Source organism: Sphingobium sp. TA15 (assembly GCF_037101235.1).
GTDB classification, from domain to species: domain Bacteria; phylum Pseudomonadota; class Alphaproteobacteria; order Sphingomonadales; family Sphingomonadaceae; genus Sphingobium; species Sphingobium indicum.
On the sequence record NZ_AP025355.1, the window covers coordinates 82,032 to 107,974 of the forward strand.

The 25,943-nt window shown below is 63.0% G+C and carries 18 protein-coding genes, 1 tRNA gene and 1 pseudogene; 9 read left to right on the top strand and 11 right to left on the bottom strand.

Going from position 1 to position 25,943, the window contains the following annotated elements; all coding sequences use genetic code 11:
* Nucleotides 1-70 precede the first annotated feature (70 nt).
* Both Sj15T_RS00460 and Sj15T_RS00465 read left to right on the top strand, forming a co-directional pair.
* Nucleotides 71-2,680, top strand: a complete 2,610-nt coding sequence (locus Sj15T_RS00460; protein WP_007687770.1) for an EAL domain-containing protein — start codon at nt 71-73, stop codon at nt 2,678-2,680.
* Between the two features lie 158 nt (nt 2,681-2,838).
* Nucleotides 2,839-3,781 (top strand): IS630 family transposase gene (locus Sj15T_RS00465; protein ID WP_338756176.1). Its coding sequence is split into 2 segments (ribosomal slippage): nt 2,839-3,174 and nt 3,176-3,781, totalling 942 coding nucleotides; the frame shifts between segments, so codons are not numbered across the junction.
* Between the two features lie 167 nt (nt 3,782-3,948).
* On the opposite strand, the gene Sj15T_RS00470 is transcribed toward Sj15T_RS00465, so the two are convergent.
* The 4 genes from Sj15T_RS00470 to Sj15T_RS00485 are packed head-to-tail and all read right to left on the bottom strand — an operon-like array spanning nt 3,949 to nt 7,037.
* Nucleotides 3,949-4,875: an FAD:protein FMN transferase gene (locus Sj15T_RS00470; RefSeq protein WP_013039399.1), complete on the bottom strand. Its 927-nt coding sequence runs from the start codon at nt 4,873-4,875 to the stop codon at nt 3,949-3,951.
* 47 nt (nt 4,876-4,922) lie between these two features.
* Nucleotides 4,923-5,837: a DUF4198 domain-containing protein gene (locus tag Sj15T_RS00475; RefSeq protein ID WP_013039400.1), complete on the bottom strand. Its 915-nt coding sequence runs from the start codon at nt 5,835-5,837 to the stop codon at nt 4,923-4,925.
* 11 nt (nt 5,838-5,848) lie between these two features.
* Nucleotides 5,849-6,373, bottom strand: coding sequence for a DUF2271 domain-containing protein (locus Sj15T_RS00480; RefSeq protein WP_013039401.1), 525 nt, complete (start codon nt 6,371-6,373; stop codon nt 5,849-5,851).
* A gap of 19 nt (nt 6,374-6,392) precedes the next feature.
* Complete coding sequence (locus Sj15T_RS00485) at nt 6,393-7,037, bottom strand: PepSY-associated TM helix domain-containing protein (RefSeq protein WP_007687774.1); 645 nt, start codon at nt 7,035-7,037, stop codon at nt 6,393-6,395.
* A 260-nt stretch (nt 7,038-7,297) separates the two neighbouring features.
* Here Sj15T_RS00485 and Sj15T_RS00490 point away from each other — a divergent pair, with 260 nt between their 5' ends.
* A complete protein-coding gene (locus Sj15T_RS00490; RefSeq protein ID WP_013039402.1) occupies nt 7,298-8,254 on the top strand; it encodes a VacJ family lipoprotein in 957 nt (318 codons plus the stop codon).
* Between the two features lie 179 nt (nt 8,255-8,433).
* On the opposite strand, the gene Sj15T_RS00495 is transcribed toward Sj15T_RS00490, so the two are convergent.
* Entirely contained in the window at nt 8,434-13,101 is a 4,668-nt protein-coding gene (locus Sj15T_RS00495; protein WP_013039403.1) for an NAD-glutamate dehydrogenase domain-containing protein, read from the bottom strand.
* 309 nt (nt 13,102-13,410) lie between these two features.
* Complete coding sequence (locus Sj15T_RS00500) at nt 13,411-14,682, bottom strand: hypothetical protein (RefSeq protein WP_013039405.1); 1,272 nt, start codon at nt 14,680-14,682, stop codon at nt 13,411-13,413.
* Between the two features lie 181 nt (nt 14,683-14,863).
* Here Sj15T_RS00500 and Sj15T_RS00505 point away from each other — a divergent pair.
* A tRNA-Thr gene (locus Sj15T_RS00505) sits at nt 14,864-14,939 on the top strand.
* A gap of 382 nt (nt 14,940-15,321) precedes the next feature.
* On the opposite strand, the gene Sj15T_RS00510 is transcribed toward Sj15T_RS00505, so the two are convergent.
* Nucleotides 15,322-16,299 (bottom strand): MerR family transcriptional regulator, encoded by a 978-nt coding sequence (locus tag Sj15T_RS00510; protein ID WP_013039406.1) that lies wholly within the window; start codon nt 16,297-16,299, stop codon nt 15,322-15,324.
* A 106-nt stretch (nt 16,300-16,405) separates the two neighbouring features.
* The gene (locus tag Sj15T_RS00515; RefSeq protein ID WP_148225534.1) at nt 16,406-16,948 is read right to left on the bottom strand and encodes a hypothetical protein; all 543 of its coding nucleotides are present in this window, start codon (nt 16,946-16,948) and stop codon (nt 16,406-16,408) included.
* 1,113 nt (nt 16,949-18,061) lie between these two features.
* On the opposite strand from Sj15T_RS00515, the gene Sj15T_RS00520 reads away from it, so the two are divergent.
* The 5 genes from Sj15T_RS00520 to Sj15T_RS00540 all read left to right on the top strand — a co-directional run bounded on the left by Sj15T_RS00520 (nt 18,062) and on the right by Sj15T_RS00540 (nt 21,575).
* Nucleotides 18,062-18,313, top strand: a complete 252-nt coding sequence (locus tag Sj15T_RS00520) for a type II toxin-antitoxin system CcdA family antitoxin (RefSeq protein ID WP_007686304.1) — start codon at nt 18,062-18,064, stop codon at nt 18,311-18,313.
* Nucleotides 18,313-18,612, top strand: a complete 300-nt coding sequence (locus Sj15T_RS00525; protein ID WP_013039409.1) for a CcdB family protein — start codon at nt 18,313-18,315, stop codon at nt 18,610-18,612. The genes Sj15T_RS00520 and Sj15T_RS00525 overlap by 1 nt, the downstream gene beginning before the upstream one ends.
* A 573-nt stretch (nt 18,613-19,185) precedes the next feature.
* The gene (locus Sj15T_RS00530) at nt 19,186-19,587 is read left to right on the top strand and encodes a hypothetical protein (protein WP_013039411.1); all 402 of its coding nucleotides are present in this window, start codon (nt 19,186-19,188) and stop codon (nt 19,585-19,587) included.
* A gap of 626 nt (nt 19,588-20,213) precedes the next feature.
* Complete coding sequence (locus Sj15T_RS00535) at nt 20,214-20,909, top strand: aspartate/glutamate racemase family protein (RefSeq protein ID WP_007686311.1); 696 nt, start codon at nt 20,214-20,216, stop codon at nt 20,907-20,909.
* Between the two features lie 141 nt (nt 20,910-21,050).
* On the top strand, nt 21,051-21,575 hold the full coding sequence (locus Sj15T_RS00540) for a PilZ domain-containing protein (protein WP_013039413.1): 525 nt from the start codon (nt 21,051-21,053) through the stop codon (nt 21,573-21,575).
* Here Sj15T_RS00540 and Sj15T_RS00545 read toward each other — a convergent pair.
* The 3 genes and pseudogenes from Sj15T_RS00545 to Sj15T_RS00555 form a co-directional block, all read right to left on the bottom strand.
* Nucleotides 21,572-21,682, bottom strand: a pseudogene (locus tag Sj15T_RS00545) (IS5/IS1182 family transposase); the annotation flags it as partial. The gene Sj15T_RS00540 and the pseudogene Sj15T_RS00545 sit on opposite strands and share 4 nt — an antisense overlap.
* A gap of 224 nt (nt 21,683-21,906) precedes the next feature.
* Nucleotides 21,907-22,797 carry a response regulator gene (locus tag Sj15T_RS00550; RefSeq protein WP_013039415.1) on the bottom strand — a complete coding sequence of 297 codons (891 nt, stop codon included), beginning with the start codon at nt 22,795-22,797 and terminating at the stop codon, nt 21,907-21,909.
* Nucleotides 22,794-25,940: an ATP-binding protein gene (locus tag Sj15T_RS00555; RefSeq protein ID WP_013039416.1), complete on the bottom strand. Its 3,147-nt coding sequence runs from the start codon at nt 25,938-25,940 to the stop codon at nt 22,794-22,796. The genes Sj15T_RS00550 and Sj15T_RS00555 overlap by 4 nt, the downstream gene beginning before the upstream one ends.
* Nucleotides 25,941-25,943: the final 3 nt, after the last annotated feature.

Here is a 25,943-nt window from a genome sequence, read left to right on the forward strand (position 1 = left end):
GGAACCATTCACCGCAGGAACTCCCCGATCAGGTAAGTTTCTTTCAATCTCTTGTCGTTACGCGGGATATATGACTTCCTTGCGGGCGAACCTGGCAGAACTGCAAACGCGGCGGACCGATCTCGTCGCCGCGCTCGGCCTTGCCGAAAGCGGCGCCTCCGTCGACGCATCCTGGATTTCCGGCACTTTCGTCCATATCGCCCGGCTTTGGCCGCTGATCCTGCTGGGGAAGCTCTGCATCACCGCGTTGCTGCACGTGCCTCTCTACGGCGACGGCAATGCCGGTCATGCCGTCGCTCTGGCGGCCATGTTGCTGGTCGACGGCGTCGCCATCGTCCTGCCGCGCGGGGCCAGGTTCCAGCTTTTGCGGCCGCACCACCAGAAATGGCTGATGCTGCCCATGGTGCTGCTCTCGGGCCTCAGCTTCAGCCTGATGCTGGGACCGGCGCTGATCGCCGGCGAACCGTCGCGCAACCTGGTGGCGGAAATGGCGGTCGCGCTGATGGCGGTTTCGATCTTCGGCGACCGGCGCCTGCTGGGCGTCAGCTATTTCTGCGGCTTGCTGATCGCATCCATCCTGCACCGAAGCGATTTCGCCCAGATCGGCCTGTTGATCAGTTGCATCGCCGCGATGCTGGTCGCCGCGCTGCGCCAGGCGCAAGCCGACATGAACCGCGCCATCGCCTTCCACCAGCGGGACTTGAGGGCGCAGCGTTCCGACCGGCTGCTCCGCGAATATGAGCAGTCGGGCCGCGGCTGGTTCTGGGAAACCGACCGCCATGGCTGCATCGCCTATATTTCCGACACATTGGCCCGCACGCTCGGCCTGGGTAACGAGGCGCTGATCGGCCGCCCGATCACGGAGATCATCCGCCCCGGCGACCGGCAGGATGGCGATGGCGAGCGCACATTGGGCTTCCACCTGTCGGCGCGCACGGGCTTTGCCGAAATCCCGGTCCGCGCCGCCATGGCGAAGGACGAACGCTGGTGGTCCATCTCCGGCCAGCCGGTGTTCAACGAATTCGGCCAGTTCCACGGCTTCCGGGGAAGCGGCACGGACCTCACCGAAATGCGCCGCAGCCAGGCGGAGGTGACGCGGCTTGCCCAATATGATTCGCTGACCGGGCTTGCCAACCGGGTGCAGATGATGCGCTCGCTGGAGCAGGCGGTCGCGGGCAAGAAGGGGCAGCCGCGCGACTGCACGCTGATGATGCTGGACCTCGACAGGTTCAAGATCGTCAACGACACGCTGGGCCACCCGGCGGGCGACGCGCTGCTGCGCCAGGTCAGCGAACGCATCCAGCGCGTGGTCGGCAACAAGGGACTGGTCGGCCGCCAGGGCGGCGACGAGTTCAAGATCCTGCTGCCCGGCCGGCCCGACAAGATCATGCTGGATCACCTGGCGCGGGCGATCATCACCGACGTGTCCCAGCCCTATATGGTGGAAGGCACGGCGGTCGTCATCGGCGTGTCGATCGGCATCTCCTTCTGCCCGCAGGACGGCGTCACGGCGGATGAACTCATCCGCAACGCCGACCTCGCGCTCTATGCCGCCAAGGGAGACGGGCGCGGCGTCTATCGCTTCTATTCGCCCGAAATGCACGCCGATGCCGAGGATCGCCGCCAGTTGGAGGAGGATCTGCGCAGGGCGCTGGTCGAAAACGCCCTGCACCTCGTCTATCAGCCGGTGGTATCTTCTCGTACCGAACAGATCGCCGGCTATGAGGCGCTGCTGCGTTGGCAGCATCCCGTGCGCGGCGCGATCTCCCCCACGCTTTTCATTCCCATCGCGGAGGAAAGCGGCCTGATCGGGCCGATCGGCGAATGGGTGCTGCGCACCGCCTGCCGCGATGCGGCGCAATGGGCGGATGGCGTGCGGGTGGCGGTGAACGTCTCGCCGATCCAGTTCGCCAATCAGGGCCTGCCCTCGATCGTCATGAATGCGCTCGCCGCCTCCGGCCTGACGGCCGAGCGGCTGGAGCTGGAGATCACCGAGAGCGTGTTCCTGAACGACGATGACGGCACGGATCTGATGTTCTCGCGCCTGAAGGGCATCGGCGTGCGCTTGGCGCTGGACGATTTCGGCACCGGCTATTCCTCGCTCGGCTATCTCAAGAAAGCGCCTTTCGACAAGATCAAGATCGACCAGAGCTTCGTGCGCGGCGCCGCGATCAAGGGCAGCCCCAACAGCGCGATCATCAAGGCGATCGTCAGCCTGGCCGAAGCGCTGGGCATGGACACCACGGCCGAGGGGGCGGAGACGCAGGACGAACTTGCGCTGATCCGCAACCTTGGGTGCAGCCATATCCAGGGCTATGTCTATGGCCGCCCGCTGCCGGCGGCGGACGTGCTGATCCAGCAGCATGGCCATGGCGGCGTCGTCACGCCGCAGGGCTTCCAGTCGAGCCGGACGGAACGCAAGACCATGCTGCGCACCGTCGCGGTCCACCATGACGGCCATGTCTACACCGGGCGCATCCGCAACATCTCCGCCACCGGCGCGCAATTGGAAGGCTTGTGGAACGTGCCGGAGGGCACGCTGTTCACGATCGAACTGGGCGACAACCAGACCGTCAACGCCATGGCGCGCTGGTCCAGGGGAGATCGGCTGGGCGTGGAATTCGTCCAGGCGATCGACCCTTCCACCCTGCGCGCAATGCCTCGGTCGATGGCTTCCTGAGGACGCGCGGCGGCCGGGCCGGTCCGTGCGAAAAGGCGTGGCGGGAGTTGGCCAATTGCGGACATTAGATCGTGATCTTGTTTGAATGAATCGAATTGGGATTCAAGGGCGCGAGATTTTCTGATTCAACCTGCTGGCTGGTTTTGAGGACAGCAAGGATGAGCCGAGCCTATTCGATTGATCTGAGAGAGCGCGTTGTGGCGGCGATGGCGTCTGGCCTGTCGGCGCGCGGTGCAGCGGCGCAGTTTGGGGTGAGCGTAGCCAGTGCGGTGCGCTGGTCGCAGCGTCATCGGCGGACTGGCGGGGTGGCTCCGGGCAAGCTGGGCGGACATCGCAAACCGGTGTTGCTGCCCGAGCGGGACTGGCTGCTGGCGCGCGTTGCGGCCGAGCCGGACTTGACCTTGCGCGGCTTGCTTGCCGAGTTGGTCGAGCGCGGGGTGAAGGCGAGCTACGGCGCCTTGTGGCTGTTCCTCGAACGCGAGGGATTGTCGTTCAAAAAAAAGCCTGTTCGCCAGCGAGCAGGACCGACCGCAGATCGCGCGGCGGCGAATGCAGTGGAAGAAGTATCAGGGTCGGCTTGATCCTCGTCGCCTTGTCTTCATCGATGAGACCTGGGCCAAAACCAACATGACCCGCACCCATGGCCGGTCGCGCCGTGGGGAACGGCTCTACGCCAAAGCGCCGTTCGGAAAGTGGCGCACGCTCACCTTCCTGGCCGCGCTTCGTCATGACCGGATCGACGCGCCTTGCGTGCTCGATGGCCCGATCAACGGCCAGCTCTTTACCGCCTATGTCGAGCAGTTCCTCGTTCCGACCCTCTCGGCAGGGGACATCGTCATCATGGACAATCTGGGCAGCCACAAAGGCCAGGCCGTCCGGCAAGCCATCAGAGCCGTCGGCGCCAAGCTGCTGTTCCTGCCGCCTTACAGCCCGGACCTCAATCCTATCGAACAGGTCTTCGCCAAACTCAAAACCCTGCTCCGAAAAGCTGAAATGCGCTCGGTCGAGGCAACATGGAGGCGTATCGGTTCTCTACTGGATGCCTTCCCGCCAACAGAATGCGCCAACTACCTCAGAAACTCCGGATACGCTTCAATCTAAGATGATCACGCTCTAGTTTTCCGTCACCCCGGGCTTGACCCGGGGTCCCGCTTTCCTTCTGAGTGCCGCGCCTCGTCCAAGGCAGCGGGACCCCGGATCAAGTCCGGGGTGACGAATAGGGAAAGGGGTGACGAATAGGGAAAGGTCCGCTCTCCACTCCCTTCCAGTCACTCGAGCATCGCGGCGAGGGCGGGCGTCATATATTCCTGTCCTCCGCCTCCAACTCGCCGGATCAGGCATGCGGCGATGCCGTGCCGCGTGGCGAGGGCCATGCCCCGTTCATGCCCCATTATCGTGATCGCCGTCGCCCAGGCGTCGGCCAGCATCGCGCTTTCGTGGAGCACGGTTACGGAAGCGACGTCATTGGCGATCGGCGCGCCGGTGGCTGGGTCCATGCTGTGGGAGAGGCGAATGCCTGCCTCCTCGCGAAAGCGGCGATAGTCGCCGGAGGTGGCGACCGACATGCCGCAAAGCGCTATCCGCAGCGTCGGCAGCCGGAGGCCGGGCGGCGCCTCCACATCCACCCACCAGGGTTGAAGGTCTGGCCTTATGCCTTGCCCCCGCAATTCGCCGCCGATCTCCACCAGGAAGTGCGCGGCGCCATGTTCGCATAGCGCATCGGCGACGGCATCGACGGCAAAGCCCTTGGCGATCCCAGAAAAGTCCAGCGTCACATCGGCCATCCGGCGGGCCCGGTCGCCCTCTATCTCCATGGCTCTCCAAGGGGAGGGGTGATGGGACTCTTCGGAAAGGCCCTTCAGCCCGCCCGGACCGAAGCCCCATTTCGCCACCAGCCGGCCCACCGCCGGATCGAAGGCGCCGTCCGACAGCCGGGCCATGTCCAGCCCGGCGCGCAGCACGGCCAGCATGTCGGCGGGCAGCGGCATCCATTGGCCGACCGGCGCGGCATTGAAGCGGCTGATGGCGGAATCCGCCTCCCAATTGCTCATCTGCGCGATGATGCGGCCCAGCACCGCTTCTATCGCCGCCGCGCTGCCGGGAGGCGCGTCGACGATGCGGGCCGACCAGCTCGTGCCCATGGTCGGCCCGCCAAGGTCGCTGATCCCGCCCGTCCGGACGCCCGGTCCGAACATGTCGGGCGAAAGGGTGGGCGGGATGGCGATGCGGATCGGGCGAGCGTTCAGCCCTGCACCTCCACCGTCATGGCATAGGTGGCGCGGTCCTGGGGCGGGCCCATGGGCGGGCGCGGCGCGCCTTCGCCCTGCGGCTGGCCCTGGGGCCTGCCCGCGCCCGGCGCACCGCCGGGGCCGCCCGTGCCGGGGCCTTCGCCGCCGGGGCCGCGCCGTCCGCCGGAGCTGATGCTGACCCAATACATGCCCGCTTCCGGCCAGGTGAAGCTGACCTTCCCCTCCGCGTCGGTCTTCGCGTCCATCTGCTTGAGGTCCGACCGATAGCGGATGCCGCCGGGAATGGCGACCACGTCCAGCCCAGCGGCCGGCTTGCCGTTCAGCAGGAACTGGAAGGTGGCGGCTTCGCCCACGGCAAGGTCGTTGGGGTGGGTGACGGGCACCATTTCTAGCCCCTTGCCCGTGGTCGTGAAGACCTTGCGGTCCGGCTCGCCCGCCGTCACGAAGGTTTCGATCCGGGTGCGCGCCGTCGCCGTCTGCACGTCCGTCGCACCCTGCGGCACGGCGGTCGCCAGCGTCGCGGCGGTGGTGCCGCGCGGCAGCATCTTGCGCTCGCCGTTCAGCATGTAACTGCCCATCAGCATCTCGTTGACGATGGCGATCTTGTAGGTGCCCTTCGTTTTGATGCCGAGGTCGAAGGTCTGGCGCAGCTTGCCGATGGCGCGGTTTTCCACTTGCGCCGCGCTGCCGTCCGGCGCGGTCGCGATGGGCTGCCAGTCCTGGCCCGGATGGTCGAAATAATAGAGGTCGCTGGAAATGGCGGCGTCCACCGTCACCCATTCATTGCCGGAGCCGGCGAACATGGTTTCGGACGGCAGCATCCAGGGCCGCGCCGCGTCCGCCATCTGCGGCAGGGCCATGGCGGCGCTGGCGGCAAGCAGCAACAACGTCTTGCGGAATTTCATCATGGCTTCCCTCCTCAGCGCGACAGCACGGCGCTGACCGCGCCCAGTTCGAACTGGCCGCTGGCGCTGCCCCTGGCGCCCGCTGCCGTCACGTTGAGCGGCACCCGCACCGCCTCCCGCCCGCCGGATTCGCGCGCGGCCTCCACCACCAGCGTATATTTGCCGGGGGCTAGCGCCGGCATGCCGCCCTTTCCGGCGGTGAAGCTCAGCTTATGGGTGCCGGGCGCGCGGGTGGCGCCGGAGATGCCGTCGGCGGGCAGGGTCAGCGAACGGCCCGAGGCGCGCCACCACATGCGGATGTCGCGCAGCCATTTGACGCCGCCATTGTTGCGCTTGTCGACATCGTAGAGGACCGACAGGGTACGGGCGGGCGCGCCCTCCTTCTCCAGCCAGATCGCGACATAGGGGCGGTGATATTCCGCCACCGACAGGCGCGGCAGGGTGAGCGTGACGTCCAGCGTCTGCGCGGCGGCGGGCATGGCGAGGGCGCCGGCGCCCATGGCCGCGCCGGTCAGGACGATCTTGTGGCTGATTTGCATGAGGTGAAGCATTCCCCCGTTAATGGATGAAGATGATGGCGAGGACCGCCGGAATGGCGAGGCCGGCGGCGACCAGCGGCCAGGTGGTCGGCCGCTTCCTGGCGTGGAGCCAGAGCAGCAGCAGGCCGGTCAGGGCGAAGAGGAAGCAGGCGATGGCGAAGATGTCGATAAACCACTTCCAGACATTGCCCGCATTGCGGCCCTTGTGCAGGTCGTTGAGATAGCTGATCCAGCCGCGGCTCGTCGCCTCGCTGGAGACTTCGCCGCTATGCCGGTCGATCGATACCCAGCCGTCGCCGCCGGGGCGCGGCAGCGCCAGATAGACTTCGTCCGCCGACCATTCCGCCTCGCCAGCGCCGCTCTGGCCGATTTCCTTCTCCACCCATTGGGCGACCGGGGCGGGCAGGGGCTTCCTGGCGTCGGGCGCGTCGTCGGGCGCGACCTGCTTCAGCAGGGCGGGCGGCAGGGTGGCGGACCTGGTCACGGTCTGCGGCGACCCCTCGACATCGGCGGCGTGGTTCAGCGTGATGCCGGTGAAGGCGAACAGCAGCAGGCCGATCAGGCTGATCGCGGAACTCACCCAATGCCAGCTATGAAGTTGTTTCAGCCAGAAGGCCTTGGCGCTCTTCTTCTTGTTCGGCTGGGTGCGGACGGGGGCGTGCATCGGAAGCGGGACGAGTCCTGTGGGAGATGAGGCGGGTTGAATAACGCGAACGACTCGCAATTGCAAACATGGGGCGTGGCAAATTTGTATCAAAATGTACCGCGCAACGCCGGATCGTTTCCGCAGAGCGCCGGTCGGCAGGGGAGGGCGCCGTCATGCTATTGACGGGTGGCCCCATCGCAATTAGCCGCCTTCATGAAACGGGCGTGACATGAAAAACGTCATTCGCTCCAACGGGCTTTCCTGCAAGGAACGACGATATGCTGACGCCGGCCATAGCCGCTGGAATGCTGATGATGGGCGCGCAGGCGGGAACGGATGGGGCGGCAGCGGCCGTCCCTCCCCCCATGGCCGCGCCCGACGCTCCGGCGGCCGCGCAGGCCCCGCCGGAAGGCGCGCCGCAAGTGCTGGTCGTGCCGCCGCCGCCGGTGATGCCGAACCTGCCGGGCGCCGATGCGCCTGCGGCTGCCGCGCCCCAGCCGGGGGAGATCGTCGTCACCGGCCACACCCGCCCGCCGCCGGGCGATCCGCTGGAACGGCTGAACGAAAAGAGCTTCGAGGCCGTGCAGTCGGTCGACAAGGCGGTGGTGGAGCCGGTCGCAAAGGCCTATAACAAGGGCCTGCCCAAGCCCGCGCGCAAGGGATTGCGCAACTTCTTCTCCAACCTGCAGGAGCCGGTGGTCTTCCTTGCCTATATGCTCCAGTTCAAGCCGGGCAAGGCGATGGAGACGGCGGGGCGCTTCACCATCAACACGACGTTGGGCGTGGCGGGCCTGTTCGACGTGGCGAAGCGCAAGCCCTTCTTCCTGCCCTATCGGCCCAATGGCCTCGCCAATGTGCTGGGCTATTACGGGGTGGGGCCGGGGCCTTACATGTACCTGCCCATCGTCGGGCCGACGACGCTGCGCGACATCATCGGGGACACGGTGGACAAGCTGATCGTGCCCTTCGCCGTGGGCAAGCCGTTCAACGAGCCCAAATATGTGATCCCCGCGACGATCCTGAACCAGTTGGGCCAGCGCGCCGCCTTCGACGAGACGATCCAGCAGATCCGCAGCGAGGAAAATCCCTACGCCTATTATCGCGAACTCTACCTGAAGCAGCGCAAGGCGGAGATCGAGGCGCTGCACGGCCGCGCCGTGGAGGAGCCGGTGACGCCGGTCTACGGGCCTGGGCTGGGGAAGGCGCCGCCGCCGGAGCCGACCCCAACCCCCTGAAAATTGTCCTGTTTGGGTTGAAGCACGACGTGCTCCTGCGCAGGCAGGAGCCCAGGTCGACCGTCGGAACTGGGTTCCTGCCTGTGCAGGAACACGCTTCCTTCCAAACCGGACAACCCCTGTCATTCCCGCCTCTGCGGGAATGACGGGATTGTGCGTGTTGGAGAATGAAGCGGGGATTACCGCCCCAACAACCCCCGCGCCTGCCCGGCGATCTCCGCCAGCATCGCGACATTGGGCGTCGCCGCCGCCTTGGCGCGCTGGACCAAGGCGCGGAACTGCTGGATGCGGGCGCCCTTTTCCTTCAGCCATGCCTCGACATGATGGGCGATGTCCTTGCCGGCCCCCTGCGCCAGGAAGTCGAGCCTCACCTGCTGCATGTCGCGCGCCACGCCGGAGATCAGCAGCCGCTCCCACGGGTCGGACGGCGCCATGCGCGCGGCGGTGGATTGGACCCAGTCGATGCCGACCGCTTCGCCCAGATGGGTGAAGGCGCGGGTGAGGGCGACTTCATCCACCGACAGGCGCCCGGCCAGCGCGGCGATGCCGACTGCGCCGTCCAGCTTGAACAGCCCGGCGGCGCGGCGGGTCAGCGCTTCCGGCGCGCCCAGGGCCAGCAGCCGGTCGGTCACCGCCGTGACGCGGCGCAGCGCCTCGCTGGTGAGCAGGTCGTCCACCTGCTTCGCCAGCTTGTCCACGCCCTTGGCCAGTGCGCCATGGCCCGCCTGCGGCAACGTGCCGGGCGGCAGGCTGCGGAGGATGTCCGCGATCTGCGCCCGCATGCCGCTGGCGATGTCTCCGAACAGGGCAAGCCGGGCGGCTTCGGACATTTCCGCCGCGTCTATATCCTCCCATAGCCCGCGGATGTCGTACAGCCGCTCCGCGATCAGGAAAGCGCTGGCAAGGTCGGCCAGCGAACAGCCCTCCTCCTCCGCCAGTTCGAACGGATGGATCAGGCCCAGCCGGTTGACGATGCGGTTCGCGACCTTGGTGGCGATGATCTCCTTCTTCAGCGCGTGGGCGGCGATGGCGTCGGCTTCCTTCTTCCGCATCGCGGGCGGGAAGGCCTGGGCCAGTTCGGCGTCCATGCCGGCGTCGGCGGCAAGGTCTCCATGCTCGATGGCGTCCTGCAAGGCGAGCTTGGCGGTGGAAAGCAGCACCGCCAGTTCGGGCCGGGTGAGGCCAAGCCCATCCTGGCCGCGCCGCAGCAACTGGTCGTTGGCCGCAAGGCCCTCGACCTGCCGATCCAGCCGGCCCGACTCCTCGAAGGTCTCGATCAGCCGCACATAGCTTGCCAGTTCCGCCGCGCCGCCAGCCTCCGCGATGGAAAGGCCGAGCGCCTGGAGCCGGTTGTCCTCCAGCACGATGTCGGCCACCGCGTCGGTCATCCCGACCAGCAGCTTGTTGCGGTCTTCGAAGGACAGGCGGCCCTCCGCCATTTCCTTGTTCAGCGCGATCTTGATGTTCACTTCATTGTCCGAACAGTCGACGCCCGCCGAATTGTCGATGAAGTCGGTGTTGATCCGCCCGCCGCGCAGGGAGAAGGCGATGCGCGCCGCCTGGGTGACGCCCAGATTGGCCCCTTCGCCCACCACCTTCACGCGAAGCTGCTCGGCATTGACGCGCAGCCGGTCGTTGGCGGGGTCGCCCACATCGCCATGGCTCTGCGCGGCGGCCTTCACATAGGTGCCGATGCCGCCGAACCAGAGCAGGTCGTTCGGGCTTTTCAGGATCGCGGAGATGAGCGCGGTCGGCTCCATTTCCGTGTCGGCGACACCCAATATCGCCTGCACCTCCGGCGTCAGGGGAATGCTCTTGAGGCTGCGCGGGAAGACGCCGCCGCCCTGGGAGATCAGCGCCTTGTCATAATCGTCCCAGCTTGATCGCGGCAACTGGAACAGCCGGTTGCGTTCCTCCCAGCTTCTCGCCGGATCGGGATCGGGGTCGAGGAAGATGTGGCGGTGGTCGAAGGCGGCGACTAGCCTGATCGCTTTGCTCAGCAGCATGCCGTTGCCGAACACGTCGCCCGACATGTCGCCGCAGCCCACGACGCGCACCGGATCGTTCTGCACGTCGACGCCCATTTCCGCGAAGTGGCGCTTCACGCTGATCCACGCGCCCCTGGCGGTGATGCCCATCGCCTTGTGATCGTAACCGTTGGAACCGCCGCTGGCGAAGGCGTCGCCCAGCCAGAAGTCCCGTTCCAGCGCGATGGCGTTGGCCACGTCGGAAAAGGTCGCCGTGCCCTTGTCGGCGGCGACGACGAAATAGGGGTCGTCCCCGTCATGGATGACGACCTGCTCCGGGTGCCGCACCTTGCCCTTGACGATATTGTCGGTGACCGACAGCAGGGCGCGGATGAAGATGCGGTAGCTTTCCGTGCCCTCCGCGAACCAGGCGTCGCGGTCGACCTGCGGATTGGGAAGCTGCTTGGGATAGAAGCCGCCCTTGGCGCCGGTCGGCACGATGACGGCATTCTTCACCCGCTGCGCCTTCATCAGGCCCAATATTTCGGTGCGGAAATCGTCCCGCCGGTCGGACCAGCGCAGTCCGCCGCGCGCGACCGGACCGGCGCGCAGGTGGATGCCCTCGACCCGCGGCGAATAGACCCAGATCTCCCGCCAGGGCAATGGCGCGGGCAAGCCGGGAATCCGCGCGCTGTCCAGCTTGAAGGCCAGCGCCTCCTGCGCGGCCTCGCTATAGAAATTGGTGCGCAGCGTCGCGGAGATCACGGCCCGCAGCAGGCGCAGCACGCGATCCTCGTCTATGGCGGTGACCTTCTCCAGCCCCGCCTCGATCTCCCGTTGGGCGGCAGCGGCGCGGGCTGGGCCGTTCCTGGCCTCCGGATCGTGTAGCGCTTCGAACAGCTCGATGAGCTGGCGGGCAATGCCCTGTTCGCGCCGCAGCGTTTCGGCGAAGGTCGCCATGCCATAGGCCATGCCGGTCTGCCGCAAATAGCGGAACAGGGCGCGCAGCAGCACGACCGATCGCTGGTCCAGCCCGGCCGTGACGATCAGTTCGTTGAAGCGGTCGTTTTCCGCCACGCCTTCGGTGACTTGCGCGATCGCCTCCGTGACGATGTTGGCGCGGGCGATCACCGTTTCCGCGTCGCCCCCCGCCGGCAGTTCCAGGACGAAGCGCTGGACATGGCCAAGCGCGCCGCCCTGTCCCTTGGCTTCCACCGCCGTCAGCATCTCGTCGATCACGCGGAAGCCGAAATTCTCGAAGGCGGGGACCACTTCGGACAAGGCGATGGCGTCATGGCTGTAGAGTTTCAGCCGCAGCCGTTCGGGCGCATCCTCAGCATTGCGGTAGATGCGGATCGACTTGTCGCCGGGGGCCGACAGGCTGTGCAGCAGGCGGATGTCGATGGCCGCCTCCGCCGGGCCGGCGCCGTTGCGATAGCCCATGGGGAAGCCGGGGGCGTAGCGCTGCGCCAGCGTCGCGGCGCGGCCCGCCTCCTCGTTTTCGGCCAGCGCCTCCTCCACGGCGGGCAGCCAGCCGCGCACCATCTGCTTCAACTGCCGGTCGAGCGGTTGCTCGTCGGGCACGATGCCGCCGTCGCGCAGGTCGAGCGTGATGCGCAGCAGGGCGAGGCCGCTTTCCTCCAGCGCGATCGACCAGCTCAGCACCGGGCCGTTGCAGGCCTGGCTCAGCATGTCCTGCACCGCGACGCGGCGCGCCGTGGTCAGTTCCTCGCGCGGCAGCCAGGCGAAGGCGTAGAGATGGCGGGCCAGCGCGCTTGTCCCCAGCACCAGCTTCGGGCGCGGTCGGTCCGTCAGCGACATGAAGGTCAGCACCAGCCGCTCCAGCGTCTCCCGGTCGAAGCCGATGAGGATGTCGTGGGGCAGGGCGGTCAGCGCATGGGTCAGCATCTTGCCCGCATGGCCGTGCGGATCGAAATCGAACTTGTCCATCAGCGCCGACAGGGCGGAACGCAGCAGCGGCACCTTGTCCGGCGTCGTCGCCAGCCCCGCGCTGGTCCACATGCCGGCGTGGATGGAAAGCGCCGTCACCTGCTTGCCGTCCCGCACCGGCACGATGATCAGGTCCAGCAGGACCGGGCGATGGACCCGCGAAAGCCGGTTGGACTTGATGATGAGCGGCGTGCGCTTGCCTTCCTCGAACCAGTTGAAGGCCGCATCCATGGTGGCGGGGGCCAGCAGGGGCCGGTCGTGCAGGCCGCAGACGCCGATGCGCGTGGTCGCCTTTCCATCGCGACGGCGCACTTCATGGCCGATCTGGGTGAAGTGGCGGGCCAGGAACCAGCGGAGCAGCGCCGCCCCTTCCTCGTCCGGCACGGCATCGGCGTCGGCGGCCATCGCCTCCCGCATCCTGGGCCAGTCGGCCACGGCGGCGCGGACGTCGGCCAGCGTTTCCTCCAGCGCCTTTTCCAGCGCCCGGCGGGCCTTTGCATCGGCGCGGTCAGCCTCGATATAAATCATCGATTCCCGGCGCGCGCCGGCGGTTTCATTGTCCAGGATCGCTTTCAAATGACCGTTGCCGTCGCGGTCGACCGACAGGACGGGATGCAGCAGGCGATGGATGATGATGTCGGCGGCGGCCAGCGCATTGGCGATGGAATCGACCAGAAAGGGCATGTCGTCATTGACGATGGCGATCCGCATGTAGCGCCCCGTCGCCCCTTCGCCCAGCGTTTCCATGGCGATGGCGACATGGCCGGGGCGGCGGGTCGCGGCGGTCCCGGCGATGAAGGCGGCGGCCGTCAGCATCGCCTTCTGGTCGAAGCCTTCGCTTTCGCCGGGAAGCGCCCCTCGCGCCAGCGCGGCTTCCAGCGCCTTGCTTATATTATGGTCAACTTGCCTCGATTCAGCCAATGCCGTCATGCGCCTGCCTCTTGCCGCGGGTTCTTTCCCGCTTCCGTGAACGGAGAAGGCGCTGCAGAACCGCCACGCGACTTCTCAAATCGATGCGGTCCACTATGCGCCACTGCGGCGTGAGGCTCAACCCAGAATGAGAAACAAAGTTACGTCATATTGAAATAATATGATGCAGCGCAACATGGGACGCATGCCCGAAGAGAAGAGATGGAGATCGGAGCATGATGCCGTCCTGTCAATCCGGCACGGCTGTTTCTGCCGACGGAAGGGGCTTGGGGAGGGATCAAGGAGGGTTCCGATCGCTTGGAAATCGCTCTAGCCCGCAGCGGCGATGATCGCCCGCTGGCCGATCTCCGACCCTTCCGGCAAGGCGCCGACGATGGCGAGCGATCCGTCCTTTTCCCGCCGGGCGATGACCACGGCCAGACCGTCGCCGTCGGTGGCGACCGCGAAGGGATCGAGCGCGGCGGCAGCCTTCATCGCCGCGCGCGCGGTCTGCTGGCGATCGGGCTTGGCCGGGCTGTCGGTGCGGCGCTGGGCCCGTTCGTCGCGGACTAGCGCTTTCAGTCCGCCGTCATAATTGGCGAGATAGTCGCCGAAGCTGCCCAGGGCGATGCCGTTGGCGCGGGCATGGTCCAGCGCTGTGGCATATTCGGTGATGCGCGTCTTGTCGTAGCTGGAACCGAAGACCAGCTTCACCACGGCGGTCATCGGGGCGCGGGCCTGGACCTTGAGGCCGCTATTCTCCAGCAGTTCGGCATATTCATCCGGACGGGCAATCGTGACCAGCGCGAAATCGTAGCTGAGGCCGATGGCGCGATAGAGCGCCGCATGGCTGCGCGCTTCGCTGGTGCGGGCCTGCTCCGCGCTGTCGCGGGCGAGGGCGAGCCAGTCGGCCAGCGGCGCGTCCTCGTCCGGGCTTTCCATGCCGCCAAGGTCGAGCGTGTCGAAATCCTCCACGGCCGGACCGTCGGCCCAGATCGGCGCGACCGGCGGCGCGGCGGGACTGGATAGCAGGGCGGCTTCCACCTCCCGGTCGATCTCCGCCGTGACGGCCTGGCTGGCCGCTTCCTTCCAGTTGATGACGCCGAAGACGAAGTCGATCGTCTCGTCATCCGAGGAGAAGGGCATCAATATGCCGCGATACAGGATTTCCGCCCCGCGCTGGTTGACGAATCCGGCTTCGAACCCGATGGGCGCGGCATTGGCGATGATCTGGAGATAATGGTCGGTCAGCCGCGACAGCAGCGACCGGGCGGGCACGTCGTTGATGTACTGGATCTGTCCTTCGATCTCGCATTCCTCGCGCAGCGCGGTGCCGAGATAGACGATGGCGGGATTTTCCAGCCCCGTGCTGAAGTCGAGCAGGACGCTGAACGGCCCGAAATCCTCCAGATCCTGGGGCACCAGATCCTCGATGGACGGCAGGCTGCGGTCGCCCAGCAGAGACGCCCAATAATTATAGGCGCGCACCTGCATCCGGCGCTCGTCGGCGCCGACAAGCGGCGGCGTTTCGATAGCCGCGTCGTCGGCCGGACCGAAATCGTCCTCGTCATCGGCGATTTCATGCCCCCGCAGAGTGTCCATCCCATCGGTCCTTGGTTCGGGTAAGATCTTCCTTAAGACTCGACAGTGCCATTGGATGGTAAACATGCCGTAAAGGCGGGATGAAATGATGATCCGAAGCGGTTTGGAGGCGGCGAGGGACGGCAAATCGCATTTGCCCGCTTGTCCTTCCCGCCAAGCGCTGTTATCTGCCCGCCCCAACGCCGCTTTAGCTCAGTTGGTAGAGCATCGCATTCGTAATGCGAGGGTCACGTGTTCGAGTCACGTAAGCGGCACCAGAACCTTAGCCTTATCGGCCGGATTTTCCCTCCTGAAAGCGCTTTGAGATGGGTCGGTCGTGGGTTCCCAGTGGGAAGCGCTTTCGGCTTGCGATTCAAGCGGATCGAAGAAAAACTTCGCAACGGACATAGTTAGGGCATTGCTCGATCGGCTTCACCGGGGGCGCCGTCCAAGCGATGGGGGCGAAAGTTAGGGTTCATTGGATCACAGCGGCTCGCCCAAATTTTCCAAGCGTCCGCAATGCGTATGGCTGCAATTCCAGCAAAGAGCGTGCCCACGCCACCCGCAATGACGGCTATCGCTACAGCGCCTTCCAGCACGTCTCCGTCCTCCAGAAGAAAGTGTCGGGCCAAACAATTTGTTTTGCTTTGCCCTGGATGCTCATTGCGCGGAGTTTTCCACAACCGTTTGCGACCTAAATCCGGCTTTGTTCAGCACTGCTTCGATGAGATGCCATTCAATGCCGGGTGCATTGATGCTTAAACCCTCATCGGGGTGCTCATTTGGAGTTGTCACAGCGACAATCCCGGCTTTGGCCAGCGTCTTGCGAAGGCGTTCAGCCTCCCGATCCCGCATATATTCGGATGGCGTCTTTAATCCCCAGACCTTGCGGATAATCCCCGAAACGGGAAGAAAGATGCCAGGACCAAAATCTTCGGGTGAGGGACCGCCTATGGTTTCAAAAAATTTCCCGCCTTCAAACCCGAACTCAATCCTCCAACTCTCATCAGGACCGAAACCGAGTAGCCAACTGTAGGCATCGCTGTAGCCGGGGGCGAGCAGATCAAACACCAATTCACCGTAAATTTTCGCTACCGTTTCCCGATTAGGCCCAATTTTTTCTGCAACTGCCACTATGGCTTGTATAGGATCATAGTCGTCGCGAATTCCGAGTATATCATCGATGATCTGATCCTCGGTTTCGGCGGGTCTCTTTGCAAGCAGCCAGTCAGAGTACGCTTCACCGTGCAAATTAGTCGGCCGTTCCTCCGATCGATGGTGTTTCGGGATCATCACTGCCGCTCCGGTCCGAAACAGGTTCAGCTTCGTCGCCAAGTGTGCCGCAGTTTGATAGTTGCTCGGATGAATTTCTCGCGCGCTACCTAATTGCGCTGCTTCCTGAAGAAGGCTCGCGAATGAACGCATTATAGAGATATTCAATCCGAAGCGACGCAGTTGACCTAAGATTGCAGCTATGTTGACTTGGACGAAGTCGAACCTCCGATGGCTGCCGCGCCCGCTGCCGCCCTCGGTTGGGACAAGCAGCCCTTCGCGGCTCCAATAGTTGAGCGTCGTATCATCCAACCCAGCAAGATTTCCCACTTGCTGGCGAGTATAGAGAGCGCGAGTTGGGTCCATGGCTCGCCTATAAACGCATATGATGCGTCTGTAAACGCAAATCTTGCGTTAAGTTCGAGATTCATTGGATTGAAGCTGCAAAATGTGGGCGAAGTGGCATATTCGATTATCGATGAATGGAATGATGTATCGTCCGGCGGGGCCTGATCAGAAATTCGCATGTTGCTGCGGCGCCGTCAGGTTGTCTTCGTGCCCTAATTTTGCGTTGGCGGTCATTGAGGTATGCTGAAGCACTACCATCCTCAATGAAGTCAAAGGCTTTTATCTGAGCATCCAAAAATGTCTCATAGTCTTTTTTGCCATTAACATTGTTTAGGGAAATACGGAATTTTCCTTCTTCAGTTTGCTTAATCATCAAGAATATATCTTTATGATTAATTGAATTGGCTCCATCTTTGAAGCGAATCCATCTTGAGGAATTTACAAAACTCTTCCTTCGATTAAGCCTATTTATATAATAACGATGCAGATCGCTTGCTTCTGTTTTCTTGGTCAAATGATCGCAACAATCGATGCCTACTTCCATCGAGCCCCAATTAGGATGCGTGATGAGGTGGGTATACCGAAGTTTAGTATCACAATTATCGCATTGGCCGCAAAGGTCGCCAAGGTCATCCTTGCCAATGAACGTCCATCCATCGGTAGGCATTATTATCCCATGCTCTTTAGCGTGGCAGCCTTTGCATAAGACTGTGCATTCCTCGTAGCTATATTCCCAAGGTTTTCTGCCATCGATGTAATGGATATGATGGACCTGTAAAATTACGCCATCTTTTCTGGAGGATAAACAGTGGGAGCATTGCTCTCTATGCAGCTTTATCACCTCCGCAGCGAACGCGCGCCATTCTCTTTTACTGTATAGTTTCATAATGCCTCCAATAGGTTGGCGACATGCGCCCCTATTCATAGAAGTATCGGTGATGTTGTTGTTTCAAATAACATAATGATGGAAGGGTGGTTCGAAGGTCAAGGAGGTTGCTGGTCAAAAATTTGAAATAAAGCCGTTGACTCCGCAAACCCGCAGAAATCCGTCGATTTTAATATTATCACTTATTTTCAATTGCTTAGTGAAAAGCTATGTTGACGGGCCATTAAGGCTGCAAGGTATTTCTCTTTGCGTTGAGTTCTTGCTCGCCAGAAATTAGGGCACGCAAAATTCGCCATCTTATATGAACAGGCGGGATCAAACGCCTATTGCGAAGCTGCTCTAATCCCGTCAGAAAAGCTCTGCCTTCGTGAAAGCCGGAGGGTGGGGCGTAGGAACCCCAAACCTGTAGGAACTCGGTCGCCAGATTTTGGAGGCCGGGTGGCATGCGCGCATGTCCAGTCGGTTCGCCGATAAAGGCGCATGCGCCTGTGGTTTCCTCAGGATACTAACATCCGGCTTCGGCCGTCGCTCCGAGAGGTACATAGGACGACGCAAGGTTGAAGCCGAAGGTCGCTCTCCAAGGCGTGAGGGGGCGAGCGGTGAATCATCAACAGCCATAGCGATGCTGCCTGTTCAGCCGTGCCCGTCCGGGTTCGGTTCAATTCCTCATGCTCAAAGGAAACGCACATGGTCGATACTGAGGCCTTGTCGTCAGCCTGTTCGAGAACTGCGCTCAATATACCGGCGGTTTCGCAACCTACTGGACATAAAGATTGGTGTGCGCGGTCGGCAAAGGGGGTCGTGTTCGATAACTGCGGTTATGTTTCCTGCTCGCTTGCTGGTTGACGGAGTGGCACGGAATGCGCATATTTATGCGTATGAAAGGAGGCTGCAATGGGCAGGTATGAGCATGAATTTGCTGGGCAGGCCCGTAAGCCGACCAATGTGTCTCTCGATATAGCGCTGGTGGCGGAGGCGAAGAGGCTGGGTCTCAACATTTCGCGTGCATGCGAGGTAGGATTGATCGAGCAGATAGCCAAGGAGCGGGGGCGGCTATGGAGGGTGGAAAATGCTTCTGCGCTGGCAAGCTCAAATGATTACGTTGAGCAGAATGGCTTGCCTTTAACGAGGCACCGCCAATTCTGATGGCGAAATTCGATGTGTACCGCCAGAAGAGTGGCGGTCCCTTTGTGCTCGATTGTCAGGCGGACCTGCTCAGCGATCTGAACACGCGTCTTGTCGTCCCGCTGCTGCCGATTGACCGAGCCCCCAAACCTGCAGCGCGGTTGAATCCGATATTCGAGGTGGAAGGCGCGCGGTTTGTGATGGTTACGCAGTTTGCTGCGAGTGTCCCTATCCGCGAAATAGGAGAAATAGTGCAATCGCTCGGTTCTGAGGCGGACGCGATTGGTGCCGCACTGGACATGCTCATCATCGGTTTTTGAAACTGAGAGCCGGAGCGCGTATCTGATCTTGTTTTGGCATAGAGGCCGATTGGCATTGACTTGTTGGAAAATGTTGCTGGTATGTTCCCGCCGCGATGGCAAATCGGGGTGGCATGATGGAGATATCATCGGAAACGTATCGGCATGCATATGCCATTTGGTTGCGAACCGGAAGTTGGCCAGTTGCGCAACACCACGGTGACATTGAAGTCAAATTCAACCCCTATCACGATCCTAGAAACGGGCAATTCACTTTCGCGCCGGGCGGGTCGCGCTCGCTGAGTCGAGTAATAGTTTCACTTGGTCGGCGAGATGCTACTCGCACGGAGAGTGTGGCGACGGTCGCCGGTAGTCAGGTTGGCGGCGGCTTGAATGTCCTGCCCGCCGAAGGCCGATCCGCGCCGCCCCAAGATATTGTGTATCGGTCAAGCGAAAGTAATGCCGCTATTGTACTTGCATCGTTGCCTCGCGTGCCGAGAGTCCCGCGCGGAAGCAATATTCGGGCATTCCAGGATCCTATGACGCTGCAGCAGGCTGTGCCCGGTTTGCAAGGCCAGCCCGGGAGGCGAAGCGATGAGCGATCCTTTCATTAGCTCTTACCATAATCCTGATCCTTATATTCCTGCATCCCTCAGCGAAATCTATGATCTGCTGGGGTCCATGTTTTTGGGAGCGCCTACCTTCATCGACCAATCGGGGGTATTTCCGGAGCGGAATATCGACAGTGAGTTTCATGCATTGACCGAAGGTGCGCAAAAGGTGCGCAAGAAACTGGGGGAGGAGGATTATGCGCAATTGATCAACCTTGCTGGACAAGCGAAAGCCCTGTTCGCCGACGATCCTAACGATGATAATGGCAAAACCGATCAAGGCCGGAGCCTATTATATGAAATTGAGAAATTGATCCAAGCTGCACGGTCGCATCGCGTTGCAGTCCAGCTGAAGGATGATGAGGGCGAGGTTACTGGCGACTGACGTAATGACCCTATCCCAGTTCTGCCACCGGCCAGAATGAGAGATCCGGCTTTTCATCGGCCGGGGTTAACCCCGGCCGATGAAGCAAATTCGGCAGGCGTCATGAACCCCAGGGATGTGTGAGGTAGACGCGGGTGCAGCCTTGATGACGGCCGCGCGCGAGACACGCTGGCGCCAGAACCAATCGTGCGAGGCAATAATAGCGTGCGGCACGGTGGCATGCGTGCTTGCCGGGGCCGTTCGCAAGTTTGCGATTCGGCGCAGCGGCCAAAGACAGATCATCGATCTGGCCGTTGCTGGAGACTTCCTCGGATTTGGCCGGCCGATCCAGCTTTCTTCCTCGAAGCCGCGTCGAACGACACGCGAATCGCTTGCTTCACACGCGATCAGATCGAGCGGCTGGCAGTTCGCTTCGCTTCCATAGCGAAGCTGCGCGCGGCTATGATGCGCACGGGCGGTCGGGTTTCACATGATGGCTTCCAAGGTTGGTGTCGCAACCCCTCGGAATCATATCGAAGCTCGGCCGTCCATCGTTACGGCTGCGTTCTGACATAGTCTCTCAGAGAGAACGTGACACGGCTCTCGAAACCCATAGGGTACGCCGAAACTGGTGGAAGGTGTCCAACATGAAGATGATCGGCCTGATCGGGGGCATGAGCTGGGAGAGCTCCGCCGAATATTACCGCATCCTCAATGAGGGGGTGCGCGAAAGGCTGGGTCCGACCGCATCGGCCCGGTGCCTCCTATGGTCGTTCAACTTCGCGGAAATCGAGGAATTGCAGCATAAGGGAGACTGGCGGGGTCTGACGGCGCGCATGGTTGATGCGGCACGACGCCTCGAAGCGGGTGGTGCGGACCTATTGCTGATCTGCACCAACACCATGCACCGCATGGCTACCGATGTTCAGGCGGCGGTCGACGTGCCGCTGCTCCACATCGCGGATCCCACCGCGGAGCGCATCAAGGCGGCCGGCTTCAGCAAGGTTGGGCTGCTCGGCACCGCATTCACGATGGAACATGCCTTCTACAAGGGGCGGCTCGCCGATCAGCACGGCCTTAGCGTCATAATTCCAAACGACGAGGACCGCGCCACCGTCCACCGCATCATCTATGAGGAGTTGGTCGCAGGGAAGGTCTTGCCGACATCGCGTGATGCTTACCGCGCGATCATAGCCCGCCTGGTCGAAGATGGCGCACAAGCGGTAATCCTGGGATGTACCGAGATAATGCTGTTGGTCCGGCCTGAAGACAGTCAGGTGCCAATTTTCGACACGACCGCGATTCATGCGGCAGCGGCGATCGAGATAGCCCTGACTGGCTAACCGGGTGCCACCACCCGAAGCTGGCGGGATGATGTATCGTGACCTGACGCCATGCTCCCGGAAGCAGACCTATACTCGCCCCTTCTTAGCATTTTTTTCACCATGATAGTTTAGGAGCGATAATCTGGGAGAAGCTGGCGCGTGCTCAAGGCGTTACAGATTGGCTACAAACCTCGGGAGACACGTCATCCGGTGTTGATTCCGGCGCGGATGCGTGTGGGCCAGTCCTGGACCGAGGTGGTCATTCATAATCTGTCCTCCGGTGGCGCACTCGTGGCATCTGACGAAGCCCCTGAGCGCGGCACCTATATAGAGATCCGGCGCGGGCGACAGACGATTATAGGGCGGGTCGTCTGGCGGAAAGATCGCTTTTTCGGGATTCAGGCGCAGGGCAGGCTCGACATCGCTGCCATAATCAATGAACCCCGCCTGGCTTCCCGTCCCCGATCTGCGAATGATCCCGAATCATCCTATGAACGCCGAGCTCAGCCAAGAGCGGACGAAGATGCTCGCATTGCGCGCCAATTGGAGAATAGCCGACGTTGGTCAGCGGCATTCCAATTTGGTGTGTTCGTAGTCCTTGCTCTCATTGCTGCAGGCTTTGCCGCCAACGAACTTTACCACATCCTCTCGCGACCGTTTTCCGAACTGGAAAGTCACCTTTAGGTTTCGTGGACAAAGGGTATCCATAGTTTGACTGAGGCGAGTGCGACGAAGCCGAGATAGGATTCTCCGGTTTTGTCGTAGCGGGTCGCGATGCGCCGCCAGTTCTTGCAGCGGCTTGGTCAAGCCATTGGGAGGGAGCAATTCTTGATCCTGTCAGAGTCCATCCCGCGGTTCGCAATCATTGGCAAGGAACGTCCGATAATTGTCCTCAAGTCCGGCAGAACTGTGCTGACCGAACGATCCATTGAATTATTCGTCAGCTTGCATGGGTCGTCGTCGACCCTTCGATCATGTTCCACCATGTGGCTGGCGAGCCAGCCGTTTTAACGCCTCATCTTTGGTCGGAAGCATCCAAGGTCACCCGCGTGGCGGCGGCTGCGGCGGCAGCCCGGTTTTCCACGCCCATCTTCACGAAAATCTGTTCCAGATGCTTGTTCACGGTACGCGCGCTGATGTTGAGTATCTCGCTTGCATCCCGGTTGGACTTGCCGCGCGATATCCACAACAGGACTTCCGCCTCGCGCCGGGTCAGGCCGAAGGCCTCCTGAAGATCGACTATCTCGCCATCCTCGATCGTGCGGGAGAGATGGAACATGGCTTCGCCCGACCCATTTTCGCCCCTTGCGGTAACGGTCAGCCTGCCGCCATCGATCGGAATGACGACTGAACGCTGGCCGGGGGCGCTCCGGGCGGCAAGGGTCCGCATCGCGCTTTCGACCTGGGCGGTGACGGCTGGTCCCAATTCTTCGAGAAATTGCCGGGTCTGGTCCGTCGCCCATTTGATCCCGCCCGCTTCGTCGGCCACCATGATGCGCCCGCCCGCATGGTCCAGCGCGGCCAACGCCCGGCGCGCGAGCCGGGCATTGCCCAGATGGACGGCGATGCGCGCGACCAGAACCTCCAGCACCAACGGCTTGGTCACATAATCGACCCCGCCCGCCTCCAGCCCGCGCAGGACATCGGCGGTTTCGGTAAGGCCGGTCATGAAGATCACCGGCAGGTGCGCCGTCGCGGGTTCAGCCTTCAGCCGGCGGCAACCGTCGAAGCCGCCCATGCCCGGCATCACGGCGTCCATCAGGACCAGGTCGGCCCCCTCCGCCAGGGCCAGCGCCTCCTCTCCCGACGCGGCCAGGATGGCGTCCCAACCCTCGCCCTCCACCATGCGGCGGAGCATGTCGCGGCTGTCGGGATCGTCATCGACGATCAGGATTTTCGCGGTCATGACGGCTCCGTCCCGTCGACCGTCGCGGCCGGACCGAGCAGCGTCAGCACCCGATCGCGCATCTCTTCCACATCATAGGGCTTGAGCAGATAGTCGTCATGCGGATCGTCGATCTGGCGCGGGCGCTGAAAGTCGTGGACGTTGGCCGACACCATCAGGATGCCCACATCCTCGTCCTGCTCCTGCCCGCGGATCGCGCGCGCCACGTCCCAGCCGCTCATCCGCGGCATGGCGATGTCCAGCAGGATCAGGTCCGGCCGATGTTCCCGATAGAGGCGAAGGCACTCCGCGCCGTCCTGCGCGAAAACCAGGCGGCAACCCAAGGGCGACAATATCCCGCGCGCCAGATCGAGATGCGCCGGATCGTCGTCCGCCACCAGGATCGTGCGGGGAATGCCTGCGTTCCCTTGCGCGACCGCCGCGCTTTCAGCCTTGCGATCGGCGCCCGGCGCTTCGGAAAAGAACATCTTGACGCGGAAGACGCTGCCCGCGCCGGGCCGGCTTTCCACCGTCACCTGTCCGCCCATGATGTCCGCCAGCAGCCGCGTTATCGTCAGGCCCAGGCCGACGCCGGGCTGGCCAGGCACCGCGTTGATCCGCTCGAACGGTTCGAAGATGCGCTTCAGGTCGTCGGCGGCGATGCCCACGCCGCTATCCTTGATCTCGAACTCCGCCACCGGATTGCGCCAGTGCACGGCGAGGGAGGCGGACCCCTGCGGCGTATATTTGATCGCGTTGGAGATGAGGTTGATCAATATCTGCCGCAGCCGCTTTTCGTCGGAATAGACCCATTGCGGCAGATGGGGGGCGCGGCTGTGGGAGAACTGAATGCCCCGTGCCGCCGCCTGAAGCCGGAACATGTCGCCCAGTTGGTGGAGCAGGTCGTGCAGGTTGACCGGGGCGCGTTGGATGCGGACCGACCCGTTTTCGATCCGCGATACGTCGACCAGCCCGTCGATCAGGTCGGTCAGATGGGTGGCGCTGCGGCGGATCACGCGGACCGCGTCGGCCAGATGCGCCGGATCCTTGTCCAGCAATTGGGCATAGCCGGAAATGGTGTTGAGCGGCGTGCGGATTTCGTGGCTGATGCCGACGATGAAGCGGCTCTTGGCCAGGTTGGCGGCGTCGGCGGCTTCCTTCGCGCGTTGCAGTTCGGCGTCGGTGCGGGCGTGCGCCTCTATCTCGTCCACCAGCATGCTGGTCTGCCGGTCGGACTCCTCCTCCGCCGCGCGCTGGCTTTCGCGGCTGAGCACCAGATACCAGGTCGGAAAGATGCCGACGATCAGCATGCCGCCCAGCGTCGTCCACAGGATGCGGGCCACCGTCCGGCCATCGCTGCCCTGCCCGACGGATTGGTAATAGGTGACGGCCAGCACGACCGAAATGATTGTCGCCGTCAGGCCATAGGCGCCCAGGAAGCGGACGATGCGCAGGTAGACGATGTCGTTCAGCGTCCACGGCACGATCCGCCCCATCGCCTGCGCCAATTGGGCGGTCCAGCTTTGCGGCGGCTTGCAGGCGTCATGGCATCGCGCCTCCAGCGTGCAGCAGAGCGAGCAGATATTGCCCTGATAGACCGGGCAATGCGCCATGTCCGAAGGTTCGAAGCTGTTTTCGCAAAGGATGCAGCGATGCTCCTGCGGCGCAAGGATGTCGACCGGGCGGGCGAGATAATAGCGCCCGCCCGTCGCCCAGGCGAGCAGCGGCGCGGCGATGAAGGTTGTGGCAAGGCCGATGATGGGCGACACGGCGCGGGCGTCCTCGCCCAGCATGCCGCTGAAGCTGGCGGTGGAGATGAGGAGGGAGAGGACCATCGCGCCCACGCCCACTGGGTTGATGTCGTGCAGATAGGCGCGGCGAAACTCAATGCCCTTGGGCGATAGGCCGAGCGGCTTGTTGACCATCAGGTCGGCGATGACCGCGCCGAACCATGCGACCGCGAAATTGCTGTAGAGCGCCAGCACGCGCTCCACCACATTCTGGATGCCGCCCTGCATCAGCATCAGCGCGATCAGCACGTTGAACACCAGCCACACCGCGCGGCCAGGATGGCGGTGGGTCAGCCGGGAAAAGAAATTGGAGGAGGCGATCGAGCCTGCATAGGCGTTGGTCACGTTGATCTTGATCTGGCAGATGGCGACGAACAGCCCCGTCAGCATCAGCGCGGCCATGGGCGAATGGAGCAGCGCCCCGAAATTCATGTAATAGAGCATGGTCGGGTTGGTGGCGTCGCCCACGCCCATGCCCGCGCCCAGCGCCATGACCGCCAGGAAGGATCCGAACAGGATCTTGATCGCGCCCGGCACGATCCATCCCGGCCCCGTCAGCAACAGCGCCGTCCACCAGCGCCTTTTGCCTGCCTGTTCCCGGTCCGGCAGGAAACGCAGATAATCGACCTGCTCGCCGATCTGGGGCAGCAGAGAGAGGAATACCGCAAGGGCAAGGCCGAAGCGGAGCGACGGCGGCGCGGGGGACGTCCCGGCATAGCCGGTCCATAGCGCCAGCCCATCCTGCCCCTTGCCGATGAAATAGAGCAGCGGCGCGCATTGCAGGATCAGCCAGATCGGTTGGGTCCAGTTCTGCCAGGCGCTGATCCGCGCGAAGCCATAGGCCGATATGGGGATGACGATGAGCGCGCTGATCAGATGGGCGATGGGCAGGGGGATGCCGAAGCACAGTTTGAGCGCCGCCGACAATATCACCGCCTCCAGCGCGAAGAGGATGAAGGTGAAGGAAGCGTAGACCGCCGAGGTGATGGTCGAGCCGAGATAGCCGAAACCCGACCCCCGCGTCAGCAGGTCCATGTCGACATTGTAGCGCGCGCCATAATAGCAGACGGGCAGGCCCGATATCAGGAAGATGATGCCCGCCGTCAGCAGCGCCAGGACCGTGCTGTCGAAGCCGTAGGCGACTGTGACGGTCGCCCCGATCGCTTCGCAGGCGAGGAAGGCGACCGAACCGAGCGCCGTGTTGGCGACCCAGGCGGGCGACCAGCGCCGCGCCTTCCGGGCGGTATAGCGCAGCGCATAATCTTCCAGCGTCTGGTTGTTGACCCACTGGTTATAGATGCGGCGGGTTCCGACCACGCGCTGCCGCTTGGCGACGATGCGGCCCGGAAGGTTGGAAGCGCCGCCCCCCGCCATGGT

Excerpts from the sequence above, each read along its gene's own strand:
- Sj15T_RS00460 (WP_007687770.1), top strand. The coding sequence starts at position 71 with ATGACTTCCTTGCGGGCGAACCTGGCAGAACTGCAAACGCGGCGGACC.
- Sj15T_RS00470 (WP_013039399.1), bottom strand. The coding sequence starts at position 4,875 with ATGTTCGGACCGGGCGTCCGGACGGGCGGGATCAGCGACCTTGGCGGG.
- Sj15T_RS00475 (WP_013039400.1), bottom strand. The coding sequence starts at position 5,837 with ATGATGAAATTCCGCAAGACGTTGTTGCTGCTTGCCGCCAGCGCCGCC.
- Sj15T_RS00480 (WP_013039401.1), bottom strand. The coding sequence starts at position 6,373 with ATGCAAATCAGCCACAAGATCGTCCTGACCGGCGCGGCCATGGGCGCC.
- Sj15T_RS00485 (WP_007687774.1), bottom strand. The coding sequence starts at position 7,037 with ATGCACGCCCCCGTCCGCACCCAGCCGAACAAGAAGAAGAGCGCCAAG.
- Sj15T_RS00490 (WP_013039402.1), top strand. The coding sequence starts at position 7,298 with ATGCTGACGCCGGCCATAGCCGCTGGAATGCTGATGATGGGCGCGCAG.
- Sj15T_RS00495 (WP_013039403.1), bottom strand. The coding sequence starts at position 13,101 with ATGACGGCATTGGCTGAATCGAGGCAAGTTGACCATAATATAAGCAAG.
- Sj15T_RS00500 (WP_013039405.1), bottom strand. The coding sequence starts at position 14,682 with ATGGACACTCTGCGGGGGCATGAAATCGCCGATGACGAGGACGATTTC.
- Sj15T_RS00510 (WP_013039406.1), bottom strand. The coding sequence starts at position 16,299 with ATGGACCCAACTCGCGCTCTCTATACTCGCCAGCAAGTGGGAAATCTT.
- Sj15T_RS00515 (WP_148225534.1), bottom strand. The coding sequence starts at position 16,948 with ATGCCTACCGATGGATGGACGTTCATTGGCAAGGATGACCTTGGCGAC.
- Sj15T_RS00520 (WP_007686304.1), top strand. The coding sequence starts at position 18,062 with ATGGGCAGGTATGAGCATGAATTTGCTGGGCAGGCCCGTAAGCCGACC.
- Sj15T_RS00525 (WP_013039409.1), top strand. The coding sequence starts at position 18,313 with ATGGCGAAATTCGATGTGTACCGCCAGAAGAGTGGCGGTCCCTTTGTG.
- Sj15T_RS00530 (WP_013039411.1), top strand. The coding sequence starts at position 19,186 with ATGAGCGATCCTTTCATTAGCTCTTACCATAATCCTGATCCTTATATT.
- Sj15T_RS00535 (WP_007686311.1), top strand. The coding sequence starts at position 20,214 with ATGAAGATGATCGGCCTGATCGGGGGCATGAGCTGGGAGAGCTCCGCC.
- Sj15T_RS00550 (WP_013039415.1), bottom strand. The coding sequence starts at position 22,797 with ATGACCGCGAAAATCCTGATCGTCGATGACGATCCCGACAGCCGCGAC.
- Sj15T_RS00555 (WP_013039416.1), bottom strand. The coding sequence starts at position 25,940 with ATGGCGGGGGGCGGCGCTTCCAACCTTCCGGGCCGCATCGTCGCCAAG.